Raw genomic sequence first — 15036 nt, 5'->3', positions numbered from 1 at the left:
GCTACGTCAGCTTTAGCAGAAGTTTTAGCTGCATCTGCTTTAGCAGGAGCTTTGGCTGCATCTGTTTTAGCAGGAGCTTTAGCTGCATCTGTTTTACCTGCTTCTACTGGTGGCTTGGACGGTTTAACGCCGTTTACCAAATCCGTAACCATTTTTTTCAGGTTGGAGACACGTTGGTCATATTCAGTTGCTGTAATTTTGCTGTTTTGTTTTTCAGTGGCCAGCTTCGCTTTCAGATCCGAAACAAGCACATCAATAACAGAATCTACGCTTACGCCTTGTGCTTTAGCAATTGCTGCGAGTGTCTTGCCTGATTTTAACTGTGTATTCAACTCGCTGGAGGACAATTTCAATACTTTCAGAAGAGCCTTGTTCTCAGCGAAATTTCCCCCTACGATGGCAGGACCGTTAGCGTCGCCAGGGTTACCTTTAGGTGCCTGAGTTTTGTCTACAATTGGAGCTTTCTCAGGTGTAGTTGAAGCAGCATGGGCTGCGCCAGTGGAGTACAGTGCTCCACCTCCTAAAAATGCCAATGCCATCGTTCCTGCCAAAATCGCTTTCTTGGTTTTCTTCATCTTCATTTTCCACCTTTCGGTTATGGTTTGTTTGGTACGAGACTTATCATAAGATATGAACTTGAATGCTGTCTGAGCGCAAGCTGAGCATTTGCTGAATAGGTTTTGAACGGCATGACTAAAATTTCAACTAAAAATATACTTGTGTTATGTGTATTAAGTGATATAATACACTACATGCACGATAGATGCAGCGGATTAGGGGGAAACACCCATGGAAGAGCAAAAGGTTGGCTCGCTTCGGTTTTTAATTGATTTTAGCCAGCCATTATATGAACAGATATTAAATCAGGTACGAAGCTCCATTGCCAAAGGGGAGATTGAAATGGGAAGCAAAATGCCGTCCGTTCGTGATCTGGCACAGGAATTGCGTATGAATCCGAATACAGTGATGCGGGCTTATCAGGAGCTGGAGCGGGACGGACTGACCGAGAAGCGGCGCGGCTTGGGAACCTATGTTACGTCGTCCAGTGAGCGGGTAGACAACTTTCGGGAACAACTGGCCCTGACGTATATAGACCAGTTCCTGGGACAGATGAGCAGTCTGGGGCTGTCATGGGAGGATGTACAGCGGTATATAGCAAGCAAACAGAACGGGAATGATGAGGAAGGAGGCGAAGGGGCATGACGGAATCTATTGTGGTTGCGAACCGTATCACGAAGCAATATGGCAGTAAAAAGGCGCTGGATCAATTAGATGTCGTCATTCCTGCGGGCCGCATTGTAGGGGTGCTTGGGCCGAATGGCTGCGGTAAGTCCAGCTTTTTTCGGGCGATCACCGGATTGATTCAGCCGGACGGAGGCAGTCTTGAGGTGCTGGGGCAAAAGCCCGGCTGGGAAACCAACCGTGGCATATCCTACCTGCCTGACCGGGCTCGCTGGTACCCTAATCATACGGTGCAGCAGACAATGGAGTGGGGACAGTCCTTTTTGCCCGGCTTTAATATGAAGGATGCGCATAAGCTGGCTGATCATATGGACGTGGAGCTGGAGTTGAAAATGGCCGGGTTGAGCCGCGGGCAGGAGGCACGTGTGCTGCTGATTCTGTGTCTGGCGCGTGAGGTTCCGCTTATGATTCTGGATGAACCGTTTGCCGGCATTGATGTCCTTTCCAGAGAAGCAATCGTGGCTGGTATTATTGATTATTTGGAGGATCGGCAGCAATCCATACTTATGAGTACGCATGATATTCAGGAAGTGGAAGGCTTATTTGATTACACGGTGATGATGGACCGCGGGCGGGTGATATGGTCCGGTGATTCGGATGATCTACGTGGAGAGCATGGATCACTGAATCAGGTGTTCCGCAATTTGTACAAAAAGGAGTGGAAGGCGTGAATTCATCAGGGCTGTTCAAAGATTTGATACGGCATGAATTTCGAAATAAAGGAAGCTGGAGAAAGCAGAGCCGCAATCGACTGCCCAGATCGTGGAGACTTGTATATTTCTCACTATTTCTAATTATGTCGTTCGTTATTTCCTTGTATTTCGCGCTTCACAACCAACTCGAATTGACAAGGCTGTGGTATGTCACCCTGGGCTTGCCGTACATGATCATTTTCATGGGCGTGGGAAGTCTGAGAAGAGAATGGGAGAATGACACCTACGGATGGTGGCTGACCCTGCCCTATCCGCGAATGTGGCTGATTAGCGCCAAATGGATTGCTGCTATTTTACAAGCCATGGTAGTGACATTGTTCCTGTTTGTGGTAGGTTCTCTGTACGCGCTGTTCATCTCATCGACCATACAGCCTTACACGTTTGCGGATGCAGTGTCCTTTATCATAGCCGGATTGAACTGGTTTGTGATGATTATCGCGTTCACCCCATGCGTTATTGCGCTTGGTCTGCTTACAGTTAGTACAAAATTCAGCACATGGAGACCGATTAGCCCGATTCTCTGGATTGTGTTGATGGGTGGCGGGAGTGTCTTTTATTGGTCAGGCGATCAGGGGCTTTATGAGCAGTTTGACCATATTCAGACAGGACAATGGTTTCCTTTTACTTGGCATTTCCCGGTTGCGGTGTTGATCAGTTGGGTTGCTGCGTATGCAATAATCCGGCTGAACGCTTATTTGCTGGAGAAAAAACTGTCGATTTAGCATCGTCTCAAAAGATATATATATAGGAAAGGAATTTCACCATGACGACGATATTCATCTATGCATTGTTGGCTGTTTTGGTGGGGCTGATGATCTGGTTGAGAACCAAAAGACGAGGGGGACCGGTAAAAGGAAACGGAGTCCGTCTTTTGCTACCCTTATTTATCGCATTCCCACTCATGATGATGTCTGTGTACCAATTGATGCATATTCCCGGTCAAACGCATGCGTTTCCCGCCTTTTGGGAGCTATTTGCTGCTGGGCTGTTAGGTGCGGTGTTTGGTTACGTCATTCTGCTGCATACGGCATATGAGAGACGGGACGACGGACACATTTATCCCAAGCCGAACAAATATTTTAAATACATTATTATTGCCATTATCTTGATTCGCATTATTTTGACCCAGTATCTCAGCAGCTTAGGTACGTCCGAGATTAGTGTATTGGCGATTACGATGGCGCTCGTCTATATCTCCATCTGGCGAATTGGGAGCTTCATTAAGTTTCGGAGAACGTTATCGGTTTAAAGGGTATATGTCGTGTAAAGAAGCGGGTTTTCTGTTCAAAAGCGTTCATTCGCTTGGTGATAGAACCGGCTTCTTTATGGCTTCATCATAAATTCATCTGTTGGCCCATAAACATACATTGTTATTAACCTCTGTATCCTTTATTCTAAAGTTGTAGCTTGCTGTTTCACCGGCTGCAAATATAAAAAAATTTGAAAGGAGGGACATTGAGGTTTCAAAAGAATCCATCGGGGTTTAAAGGATAGGGTAGGATTGTAAATTCTTTTTTTTCGTGATAAGTTGTAACTGAAATAGTTACATATAAGGAAATCGTTTTTTATATTATTTTACAAGATGAGAGGGGTTTACATTCATGAAAAAACATACGGTTACCGCTGCACTCGCTGGCTTGCTCGTCCTGTCTTCTGCTGTGCCTGCTTTAGCTGCCGAGGTAAAACCTGCTACAGGTATCCAGGTTTGGGTAGATGGCAAGAAAGAAGCTTACAAGATCGCTCCTATCGTGAGAAATAAGCAGGTCTTAATTCCTTTGAGACAATTGGCCTCCAGTTTAGGGATTCCGCTGGATTCCAAGCATATTACGTTCAATACGGCGCGTCAAAGCACGACCATTCGTTATGATCAGGCGACGGTTGTACTGGTGTCGGGCAGTCCGGAAGCGCAAATCAATGGGATTAAGGTACCGCTGTCCACCTCGACCATCTTGACGAAACAAGGGGTAACCTATGTTCCGGTCGATGTTGTCAAAGAAGCGTGGGGCAAGCAAGTGACTTGGGACCCGACCAGCCAAACGGTGCAAATCGGGGTGAGCAATAAGGATAAGGTTGTTGAAATCCTGAAAAGCTTTGAAACCGGAGATACAAAAGCGGCTGAGACTTGGATCAGCAAAGATCAGTACATTCAGCACAATCTGAGCTTTGCCAGCGGGAGAGACGCTTTGCTGCAAGGGATTAGCCAATTGAAGGGAGCCAATGTACAGGTTGAAATCCACCGAGTCATTCAGGATGGCAACTTTGTAGCAGTTCATTATAAAGAGTCCATTGCAGGGAAATCAAGCATTGTCTTTGATATTTTCCGCTTCGATAGCAATGGTAAAATCGTTGAGCATTGGGACAACATTCAAGACTCGGCCCCAGCCAATCCAAGCGGACGTACGATGATTGACGGAGCAACACAAATCACAGATCGCAACCAAACCGAGAAGAACAAAGAGTTGATCCGCAAGTTTGTGGATGATATCCTGATGGGCAAGAACCGCGCCGCACTGGAAAGCTACTTTAACGGTGATCATTACATTCAGCATAATTCCTTTTTTGGCGACGGTGTTTCCGTTCTGAAGCAACTATTCCCCGCAGCAAATGGAAACCAGGGAAATTCCTCTGGATACGATAAGGTGCATATGGTCATTGGAGAAGGGAACTTCGTACTGGCTGTGAGCGAAACCAAATCGCCTGAGAGGAACACGACTGCTGTCTATGATATGTGGCGTGTAGAGAACGGCAAAGTGGCAGAGCATTGGGATGTACTCCAGAACGTTCCGCCTCAAGCAGAGTGGAAAAATACGAACGGCAAGTTTTAAAAACGACATTCACGGCATGACTGATACTTAAGGTGATTCCTCAACTACCCTATCCCTGCTAAAATGATGGAAACATGATGAGTGGGGATGGGATGATGGGGAATTTTAAACAGAGGGTAGGCTGTCTGCATGCGCATCACTCGAACATTGCCTATGTGGAACGGGCTTTTGCCCTTTATGAGGTGGAACTGGAGCATTTTGTGGACCCTGCACTCATGTACAGAGTTTCATCTGATCCAGACTTCTCGGCGGCGGATGCCAGTCGGAAGGTAGAAGAGCAACTGGAATGGATGGCTCAAAGTGGCGTAGATGTAATTTTGATTACGTGCACGAATTATATAGTCTTCGCGGAAGAGGTTCAATTGACAATGCCTACACCCGTGATAGTGTTGGATGAGTCCTTTTTCCATGAAATATGCGATGATCTGTTGCCACGGACCTTGGTATTTACGAATCCGGCTACTGTAGAGGGAACGATGAAGCGTCTTTATCATATAGCGGCCCTGTTGGGCAAGCCAGATATCTCTTCATTGATAGAGGTCAAGGTGGTGGAGCACGCTTTTGAACTGATTATGCAAGGTCGCAAAGGCGAATATATGGAAGTGCTGGTCCGTGCATTGCATGAACTGAGAGAGGCTGATCCAGACAGAACGCTGGCTGTGGCGCAGTTATCTATGGTTGATGCTGCATTGCAGGTGGAACTGGAGACGGGGCAGGCGATTGGCAATCCCTTACGGTCGTTGATGAATTTGCTTGAGAATTGGTTAGGTTGAAAAATAAACATGACTAAAAGAACTTCCAACCCGTGTTCGGGGGCAGTGGAAGTTCTTTTTTTGCAGGATAGCGTGTAATTGGGGGCTTATGCGGCGTTCATCAGGCATTCTGTTGATGTGGATTGCTGAATGCTACGCCTGCGGATTCCCTTTGGACGAGTGTAACGTACAGCCGTTCATGCTCCACGTCTTCCCCGGCAATGATTTTAAGAACTTGTCCGGCAGCTACTGCGCCCCATTTACGTTTGGAGTAATCAATGGTTGTCAGACGGGGCTGAATATATTGTGCCAGCTCGATATTATCAAAGCCGACGATATGAATGTCCTTGCCGATGGTAAGCTCCGACTGAGCCATTCGATTGTAAAAGCCTACTGCCATCTCATCATTGAGACAGAATACCGCGACGGGTGCCGAATCTGGGCTAACATGTTGCTGCAAAATGATCTCGGCCGCCTGTTCGCCGCCTGATTTCTCAAAATCGCCGTCAATCTCGATCATTTCAGCGGTGCCGCTGCGCTCAATTGTCTGCTTGACCGCCTGCATACGCTGCCATGAATCATAAGAGCCGTCTGGTCCGGTGACAACATACAGCTTGCGATGTCCCATTTCCAGCAGATGCTCCACCGCGAGAGCGGCACCAGCTTTGTTATCCAGCAGTACCTGGTTAATGTTAGGATGATTTAACTCGCGGTCAAGTACGACAATTTTATGCCCACGCTCGGCGTAGTTTAGCAGTTCCTGACTATCGAACGTCTGATCCAGTATGATGGCTCCATCGATCATGCGCTCCGGCAGCATTCGGTGAGATTGCTTGCCGCTGCATACGATAAGGTCATAGTCTTTTCGGTTCAAAATCTCCTTGATGCCATACAGCAAATCTCCATAAACGTCTCCACGAAAATCGGTCAGGAAGACGCCAATAATTTTGGTTTCCCTTTTTTTAAGATTACGTGCGGCGGCATTCGGCACATAGTTAAGCTCTTTGGCAATGGCTAAAATACGTGCGCAGGTCTCTTCCGTTACCTTATCACTGCCGTTCAAAGCGTATGAAACGGTAGATATGGAAACGCCCGCCTGTTTGGCGATATCTTTAATGCTGACCACATCGTTCCCTCCTTCTTGACGGGCAAGCAGCAAAGGGCGATCCCGCAAGATCGCCATCGCTTTGTTGCCTATGCCTGATTTATAAAATAATCTCCAGACGGTGTACACCGTCATGTTCCGCTAGCGTCTGCTCGAAATTCTTGCGCTTGATGCGCAGGGCACCCGAACGGTAGCGATTGTCATCGGCTGGCTCGCTCTCCAGCGGTGTTCCGTTCAATACCGCGCGGCCTTGCTCACTGCTGCTATGCTCTTGTGACATTCGATAGATGAAGGTAACGGGTTTCCCGGCAAAGGAAAATTCAAATTCCAGTCCGTCAAGATCATCCGGAAGTACAGGGTCCAGGATTAGGTCTTCGCCCGACTGACGGATACCAAGGACATTTGAAATGAGCTGATTCATATAAATCCCTGGACCGCTGGAATAGATTCTCCACCCGCCTTTGACAGGAACGGCTCCTTCACGCAGTTCACCAAACCGCTCTTGTGCTTCGTAGCGGGTATTAAATTTGCCGTCCGAGCTGCTGAAATACGCGTTGCTCTGACGCCATTCGGCGTTTGGTACGGACGCTCGAATGCCGACTGGGTTGATGAGCTTAAGGCTGCGCCAGGCGTCATCTTTGCGACCGAGCTTGGCCATTGCTTCCGCGAAGCGGATATGGGCATGCACATATTGCAGCCCGACCTCGCGTCCGAAGTTGGCCGCTTGCTCTGCGCGCTTGAAGTGCGAACTCACGCCACCATCGTACTGTGCAGGGCGGTTCATCAGACGCACGCCATCCGGGCACAGGAATTGCTCGCGGATGAGCTGCTCATGAGCCAATGCTTGTTCCGGCGTGAGCAACTGGCTGATCATGCTGCGTGTCATCGGCAGCAAGCGGTAGTGAATCCCCGTCTCCGTATCGGACGGATGGAGCATCAGCTTGGGCTGACCAGGCTCTTCCATATACACGAAGCCCGGGATAATACCGCTCTCCAGCATGTAGCGGTTGAAGTCCTTGCGGATGCCTTCGGCCATCTGGTGCAGCTCCTGTGCGATCTCGGCGGCTTCGCTTATGACGCCTGCCGGGGCTTGCTCCAGTGCAGTAGCAAAGTTGCGAACCACCTGATAGGTGAGTGCAACGGTCCAACTGCTCGCCATGTATTGCTTCAGTTGAGCGTTGGCTGGCTGGAGCGTGTCATCCCAATCGCCGTCGCCGTAGGCGGACAAATGTGTATCATGAAGGAAATTCGCTCGAATATATTCGATTTCCTTCATCGCGTGTTCCATGAGGGTCGCGGTCTGTTTTGTATAATCAAAAGTATGTCGGTTGGTGTAGGGTACATTTTCTTCCAGAATACTGTAATCCCGGGTAGCGGTCAAATAATCTCCCAGTACCTTGAGCGGCCAGACGATAATATCACCGTGGCTCTCTTCTTGTTGAACGCGAGTATAGTTGTCGAACATAAACCATTGCGGCCAGTTTCCGCTATCCTCGTACTGATGGCTGAACACGGTCAGCAGAATGGAACGGACTTCGTCAAACTTTTGTACGGATGAAAAATATTCCACCGGGCCCTGACATACATCGCGTGTTCCCCAAGCTGCACCACCGTATTGCTCCAGACCATGAGGCACAGAATAGTGGACAAGCATATTGTGGGTATACCACCAGGCCACCGCATTCACACGGAACAGCTCGCTGGTTTCATGTCCGCTATGCGTCAGATGGAAGCCGTTCATCAGTCCGGCAAAATATTGCCGATAGCGCTCGCGCCCAGCCTCAAAAGAGGCATTGCGTTCCGCGTGTGCTTGGCCCTTCCTGGCCGAATGTCCATGCAGCCAGCCTTGCACGGTGCAGGTCCATTCGCTGCTGTCGCCCAGCTCCAGCACGACCAGAGATGCATTAGGGGAGGCTGGACCCTGTAGCAGTGCGTGAGCGTCGCTCACTTGCTGTAACGGAGCGCCTTGTACCTGCATCCGGTACAACAGGTCCGGATAGGCTTCGGCGCTCAGGGAGGATGGGTCTGCGCGGAAGAGCAGGGCCTCGCCATCCCGTTCCATATGGAACGGAAGCTCATATTCGTTCACATGCATGGACATTTGCTGAGTCACGAGGAACGGATAGGCTTTGCCGCTTGCCGAGCGCACGTGAAGCTGTACTTCCGGCGTATCGGCGTTAGTATGGTTCGTAATGATGAGCGTATCGTCAGCGGTTTTGTAATACCAGCGCACATAGTTGAAGCCGATCTCGAACAGGGAAGGCATCGTGAGCAGACGGTATTTCCCATCGATTCCGACAAAGATACGCTGGCCGGATGTTTTTGGAATATTGAGCGCATTACGCGCGTTTGTGATCATTTTATTGAAATTCGTGTTGCCAATTACAAGCTGGGAGTTGAACACCCCGTACATATAGGAGGTGGTCGTAATGGTTTCTTCCTTACCTCCAGCGTAATGCCCGCCCATTAAAATATGTCCGTGGGGACGCTCTACACGAAGCTCTTTGGATTTGAGTACGACATGTTCATAGCTGTCCGTGAAAAAGGAAAGCAACGTGTCGCCGTCATGTTCTTCTTCCTGTCGTTTCGGGAAGAGCTGATCCAGCTCGGCTGCGGTCATATCCAGTGTGCGCAGCGGCTCCCCGATGTTCTGGGCTGGAGCTACACGCCCAGCCTGGAGATGGCTTGTGGCGTGCACCGGGATGGCGGTGTCGGCACCAGTCTCCAGAATAGTCGATACTTCTTCGCGTGCTTTCGTCACCAGTTCCTGGTACTCCAGCTTTGTAACGGCAGTCGGATGATTGGGTTGGAACAGGCCGTAAAAGGTAAAGCGGGCTTCCCCGGCGAGCTTTACCCGCTCGGATTGCAGCGCCGTATAGGCGAATTCGTACTGGTATACTTCATTGGCGAGCGAATCACGGCGCAGTGCTTCCGGCTCGTTCGTTTCTTTGTACGAAAGCCCAAAGAATTGAAATCCGTCCGTCGAATAACCAACGGTGCGGGTCAGCGAGCCTTGCTGGATGTAAGGGAATGCCTGACTTTGCGGCTGGTTTTGACGGGAACAAACCGTATAGCCTCTTTGTTCGTCATGGTAGACGGTATGGTCGATATATTGAGACAGATAAGCTTCATTACTGCGTACAGCCGCTGTATCCGCAATGCCGATATCCTGACCGTACACGATATCAGCTTCCACGTCATCGCCCTGTAAAGTTACATCCCAAAACCATACCCCGAGACGGCTTAGCGTGAATGTCACCTGATAGCCGACACCTGACGTAATGCCTTCCCAAATAATCTGTTGATCCGTTTGTTGTACAACTCCGGGTGAACGGACTCCAAGCAGGGGAGTGATGCTGACGCCGGACGGACGATACAGTCGCAAGTACAGGTTGTTCAGTGAACCGTCGACGGAATTGGTCAGCAGTTGATTGATCATGGTTGAGCCGTGGGCAATTTTGTATACATCACCGCTGCTCAAGAAGGTGAAGGACAGGTCTCCTGCCCGCAGCAAAATATTTTGATCCAGACTTGTATTCATCAAAGGTTACGCCTCACTTTCCTGTTTCTTTCACTAAACGAAAACGTCCTTCGGTAGTATCTCGGCTGTTAGGTCCTGTAAAGACGGCGAATTCACCGCTGTCACTATCAAAGCTCAGGTCTGCATGGTGATAGCGCAGTTGAGACTCGATCAATGCAAATTCCACTTCCCGGCTTTCGCCCGGGGCAAGAAGAACCTTGCGGAAATCTTTCAGCTCTTTCATCGGGCGAACCGTATCTCCGCTGATATCACGGATATAGAATTGAACCGTTTCCTCGACAGGACGTGTTCCTGTGTTCGTTACCCGTACCTTCACGGCCAGTGCTTGACCGGGATTGAGGGTGTCGCTGGAAAGCTGTACACTTTCATAGGCAACCTTCGTATAGCTTAAGCCATAGCCAAACGGGAATAAAGGTTCATTCGGTACGTCTAAGTATTGGGAGACGTAGCGTTCTTTTGTATTCGGGTCCAGCTGCGGACGACCTGTATTAAAATGATTGTAGTACACAGGCACCTGCCCCACCGATTGCGGGAAGGACATCGTCAGACGGCCCGTTGGTTCGGCATCGCCGTACAGCAGATCGGCAATCGCCGCGCCGCCTTCACCGCCGGGGAACCAGGCTTCCAGTATGGCGTCGGCCTCTTCAATGACACCGTGCAAATCCAGTGGACGACCGTTGAACAGCACGGCTACCATAGGCTTGTTCAGCGTCTTCAGGCGTTTTACCAGCTCCAGTTGGGCTTGTGGCAGGCGAATATCCGAGCGGCTGCCCGCTTCACCACTCATATCCGAACGCTCGCCGAGCGCCAGTACGATGACCTCTGCCTGGCTGGCAGCTTGCAGCGCTTTTGCATATTGTTCTTCGGATATTTCATCTATAGAGCATCCAGTCGCTACCGAGAGCAGCGAGGAGGATATTTTCGATTTGAACCCATCAATGACTTGAACGGCTTCTTCTTGCGAACCGCTCCACGACCAGGAGCCAAGAATATCACCGCTCTCTGCAAAAGGCCCGATCAGCGCGATATGCTGACTGCGATTCAATGGAAGAACGGAATCGTTTTTGAGCAGCACGCATGATTTGATCGCCAATTCCTTGGCAACTGCCCGGTGAGCTTCGCAGAACACGACTTCACGTTCTCGCTCAGGGTCTGCGCCACGTAGCGGATTGTCGAACAAGCCCAGCTTTTGCTTAAGCTTCAATACGCGTATGACCGCTTCATCAACGAGCGCTTCATCTAACTGTCCGCTACGAATCAGTTCAGGCAGATGCCCGTTATAGCAGGAGGTCATCATTTCAATATCTACGCCTGCCAGCAATGCTTTCTGTGCTGCCTCGCGCTCATCCTCGGCAATGCCGTGGGGAATAAGCTCCTTGATGGCGGCCCAATCCGAGATGAGCACACCGTCAAAGCCCCACTCGTCGCGAAGCAAATCGCGCATCAGGCGTTTGTTGCCCGTCGCAGCTACACCCTCTACGGTGTTGAAGGAAGTCATCACCATCTCGCAGCCTTCATCTAATGCAGCTTTGTAGGAAGGGAGATAATACTCGCGCAACTGCCATGCAGACAGATCGACGGTATTGTAATCCCGTCCGCCTTCGCCTGCGCCATATGCGGCAAAATGCTTCACGCACGCCGCCACCCGGTCCGTATCGTTCGTCAGGTCTTTGCCTTGAAAGCCGCGTACGAAAGCACGGGCAAATACACTATTGAGATAAGGGTCTTCCCCTGTAGATTCCATTACACGGCCCCAACGTGGGTCACGCACCAGGTCCACCATCGGGGCAAAGGTAACATGAACACCGGACACAGAAGCTTCTCTGGCAGCAATGGTAGCGCTCTCTTCTGCGAGCTGCACATTCCATGAACAGCCAATAGCCAGCGGTATGGGAAAAATCGTTTTGAAGCCGTGTACAATGTCTGCCATAATGAGAAGCGGAATGCCCAAACGGTTTTTACCCAAATGTGCCTGCTGAACACGAATAGCTTCCTCGGCTCCTGCGATGCCTAGCACCGATCCGACGTTACGGACCGTTTCTTCTGTGATCCCTAGAGATGCCATCGGTCCTGTAATTTGGCCGTCTGTTTCCGCATCTTCAAAAAAGGCTCCCACAAGTTGGAGCAATTGATCGACTTTTTCTTCAAGCGTCATATTTTGCAGGTAGTAATTCAGTTGTTGTTCCATCATAATCCTCCGTAAGCTACTCTGGTGGCAGCTTTCTTTTTCAGATCCATGAGATTTTGTGTTAAGAATGATTCAAAGAGGCGACGAACAGGCTAATACTTTACATAGAAGCTTAATATCCTGTCGTATTATTAATCGAAACGTTTCTATTGTTGAACTCAGTTGGATTATATACGCTTTCAAATAGAGAGTCAAATCGAAAAAGGGGGTCGTTTTACCAAGAAAACAACGCTATATAGATGAAATGAAAGAAAATGGGGTATAATTCTGGACAAATAAAAAATAATATCCCTATTGAATACGGTTTCAATTTGTTTTATAATGACTATCGAAACGTTTCTATTGATGAGTATGGTCCTTAGGCTTTCCACATATTTTCTATAAAAGCAGGTTTTAATTGGCTTTAAGCACTGTATGCTTTAACGTGTGTGATTGAATCCGCTATCATATTTGCATGATCGGTAAGCCGGTCATCTCGGGAGGAATTTCTATGATGAAAAGAACGTTAGGGATCATTTTGGCAAGCACATTATTACTGGGGGGCGCGTTGGCAGGCTGTTCGTCCAAGGATGAATCATCCGGCAAGGATGCGAATGGAAAAACGACGATTACCCTATGGGGTATGGGGGCGGAAGGAAAGCTGCTGCCTGAGATTGCAAAGGATTTTGAAAAGGAAAATCCTGATATTCATGTAGATGTGCAGGCACTGCCTTGGGATAACGCTCACGATAAGCTACTGACAGCAGTTGCTTCCAAATCCGGTCCGGATGTGGTTCAGTTGGGTACATCATGGGTTCCGGAACTTGCGTCTGCGGGTGCATTGACGGACATCACCCCTTATATCAGCAAATATCCTGAGCTGGAATCGAAGAATTTCTTCCCGGGTGCTGTGGATACGGCAAAATTTGAGGGAAAACCTGTAGGCGTTCCTTGGTATACCGAAACGAAAATTTTATTCTACCGTTCAGATCTATTGAAGCAAGTTGGATATAATGAAGCACCTAAAACGTGGGAAGAACTTTCTGACGCTGCTCAAAAGCTGGCAGCGCGTGGCAAAGGGAAGTATGGTATTGCCATTAATGCGAAAGAGCAGTCTCTGGGCTTTATGTTCGCTCTTCAGAACGGCTCCAAGCTGGTCGATGAGCAGGGCAATCCGCTGTTCAACCAGCCACCGTTTGTAGAAGCTGTGAAGTATTTGAACACCTTTTTCCAAAATGGCTCCAATGCTCTCGATCTTGGGATAGATTCCGTTCAGGGATTGCAAGGTGATGGTATCGTTCCTATGTTTATCAGCGGTCCTTACATGATTAGAGAAATCAAGAGCAAGGCACCTGAGCTGGATGGGAAATGGAATATAGCCGAGCTTCCTGGCAAAGTAAACAACCTGTCTGTTTTGGGCGGGTCGAACCTTTCGATTATGCAGTTTAGCAAGCACCCGGAGGAATCGGCCAAATTCCTGGCGTACATGAGTAAACCGGAAACGCAGTTGAAATGGATGGAGCTGTCCAGTACCTTGCCTGCCGCTACCAAGCCATGGGAAGATGCAAAACTGAAGAATGATCCGATGCTTCAAACGATTCGTAAACAGCTCGATCATTCCGCAGCATTACCGCAACTGGCAGCATGGGAAGAGGTTTCTCAGCAATTCATCAAGAGCTTCGAACGCATTTACCGTGGTCAAGCCGACGCACAGAAGGAAATGGATGATTTTAACCAGCAAGCTGCAAGTATTATGAAAAAATAATGATCCGTATCCGTCATTGTCAAAGGGAGTGAAGGCATGAAAGGAAGCTCGCAGAAGCTTGCGCCATACTTGTTTATCGGTCCCTCCATCATTCTGCTGACGCTGTTTTCATTGTTGCCGATTTTACTGGCACTCGTGATCAGCTTCACAAATATGGATCTGTCAGGACTAGTCAATTATGATAATATTCGATTTATAGGACTGGAAAATTACAAGAATGTGCTAATAGACCCTTCTTTTCTAAAGTCCATTGGGAACACTCTATTTTTCGTCATCATCGGGGTTCCTTTAGTGCTACTGTTTTCACTCAGCATTGCAATCCTGATTAACATGGGGAAATCACGTGCTTTCAAAGTTTTCCGCGTGGTGTTCTATCTGCCGTCCGTAACGAACGTGGTGGCGGTAGCGGTGGTCTGGAGTTATTTGTATAATCCGACCCTCGGGCTTTTCAACTATGTACTGGGCATGACGAATCTGGGTCCTGTTCCATGGCTGACCGATCCTACGATGGCAAAAATTTCGCTTATTTTATTGGCTGTTTGGCGGGGAATAGGCTTAAATATGATTATTTTCATTGCTGCCATTAAAGGGATTCCGGGTTCTTACTATGAGGCGGCTCAGCTTGACGGGGCCAATACATGGCAACAAATTCGTTATATTACCCTTCCGCAGCTCCGCTACGCTATTTTCTTCGTGTCCATTACGACGATGATCGGCTGGCTGCAATTTTTCGAGGAACCGTTCGTCATGACCAAAGGGAAACCGCTTGACGGCACGCTAACAGCATCTCTGTTCATTTACAATAATGGTTTCCAATTTAGTAAATTCGGTTATGCCGCGGCGGGATCATTCATTCTGTTCTTTGCGATCATCGCGGTGACGCTAATTCAGTTCCGTTTGCAAAATAAAACGGAGTCCTGATAGAG

11 protein-coding genes and 1 pseudogene are annotated in these 15036 nt (G+C 48.8%); 8 read left to right on the top strand and 4 right to left on the bottom strand.

From position 1 onward, the window contains the following. Positions 1–11: 11 nt before the first annotated feature. Positions 12–575: pseudogene (locus ACWXW9_RS25365) on the bottom strand (hypothetical protein); the annotation flags it as partial. Between the two features lie 214 nt (positions 576–789). On the opposite strand from ACWXW9_RS25365, the gene ACWXW9_RS25360 reads away from it, so the two are divergent. From ACWXW9_RS25360 to ACWXW9_RS25335, 6 genes are all read left to right on the top strand, one after another. Continuing rightward, entirely contained in the window at positions 790–1203 is a 414-nt protein-coding gene (locus ACWXW9_RS25360; protein ID WP_494931677.1) for a GntR family transcriptional regulator, read from the top strand. Continuing rightward, a complete protein-coding gene (locus ACWXW9_RS25355; protein WP_494931676.1) occupies positions 1200–1913 on the top strand; it encodes an ABC transporter ATP-binding protein in 714 nt (237 codons plus the stop codon). The genes ACWXW9_RS25360 and ACWXW9_RS25355 overlap by 4 nt, the downstream gene beginning before the upstream one ends. After that, on the top strand, positions 1910–2677 hold the full coding sequence (locus tag ACWXW9_RS25350; protein ID WP_494931675.1) for an ABC-2 transporter permease: 768 nt from the start codon (positions 1910–1912) through the stop codon (positions 2675–2677). The genes ACWXW9_RS25355 and ACWXW9_RS25350 overlap by 4 nt, the downstream gene beginning before the upstream one ends. Positions 2678–2718: 41 nt before the next feature. Next, a complete protein-coding gene (locus tag ACWXW9_RS25345; RefSeq protein ID WP_494931674.1) occupies positions 2719–3204 on the top strand; it encodes a CcdC protein domain-containing protein in 486 nt (161 codons plus the stop codon). Between the two features lie 352 nt (positions 3205–3556). Further along, positions 3557–4780: a stalk domain-containing protein gene (locus ACWXW9_RS25340; RefSeq protein ID WP_494931673.1), complete on the top strand. Its 1224-nt coding sequence runs from the start codon at positions 3557–3559 to the stop codon at positions 4778–4780. Positions 4781–4875: 95 nt separating this feature from the next. Next, on the top strand, positions 4876–5553 hold the full coding sequence (locus ACWXW9_RS25335; RefSeq protein ID WP_494931705.1) for a hypothetical protein: 678 nt from the start codon (positions 4876–4878) through the stop codon (positions 5551–5553). A gap of 100 nt (positions 5554–5653) precedes the next feature. On the opposite strand, the gene ACWXW9_RS25330 is transcribed toward ACWXW9_RS25335, so the two are convergent. From ACWXW9_RS25330 to bglX, 3 genes are all read right to left on the bottom strand, one after another. Next, positions 5654–6658 (bottom strand): LacI family DNA-binding transcriptional regulator, encoded by a 1005-nt coding sequence (locus ACWXW9_RS25330; RefSeq protein ID WP_494931704.1) that lies wholly within the window; start codon positions 6656–6658, stop codon positions 5654–5656. Positions 6659–6737: 79 nt separating this feature from the next. Next, on the bottom strand, positions 6738–10178 hold the full coding sequence (locus tag ACWXW9_RS25325; RefSeq protein WP_494931703.1) for a GH36-type glycosyl hydrolase domain-containing protein: 3441 nt from the start codon (positions 10176–10178) through the stop codon (positions 6738–6740). Between the two features lie 13 nt (positions 10179–10191). After that, positions 10192–12366 carry a beta-glucosidase BglX gene (bglX, locus tag ACWXW9_RS25320; RefSeq protein WP_494931702.1) on the bottom strand — a complete coding sequence of 725 codons (2175 nt, stop codon included), beginning with the start codon at positions 12364–12366 and terminating at the stop codon, positions 10192–10194. A 490-nt stretch (positions 12367–12856) separates the two neighbouring features. On the opposite strand from bglX, the gene ACWXW9_RS25315 reads away from it, so the two are divergent. Both ACWXW9_RS25315 and ACWXW9_RS25310 read left to right on the top strand, forming a co-directional pair. Further along, positions 12857–14110: an extracellular solute-binding protein gene (locus ACWXW9_RS25315; RefSeq protein WP_494931672.1), complete on the top strand. Its 1254-nt coding sequence runs from the start codon at positions 12857–12859 to the stop codon at positions 14108–14110. Positions 14111–14146: 36 nt separating this feature from the next. Then, complete coding sequence (locus ACWXW9_RS25310) at positions 14147–15031, top strand: carbohydrate ABC transporter permease (RefSeq protein WP_494931671.1); 885 nt, start codon at positions 14147–14149, stop codon at positions 15029–15031. The last annotated feature ends 5 nt before the right edge of the window (positions 15032–15036 follow it).

This window comes from Paenibacillus sp. LT-B23, from assembly GCF_059417685.1.
The sequence above is the reverse complement of the archived record's forward strand: the minus strand, read 5'-3'. Positions and strand labels throughout refer to the sequence as shown.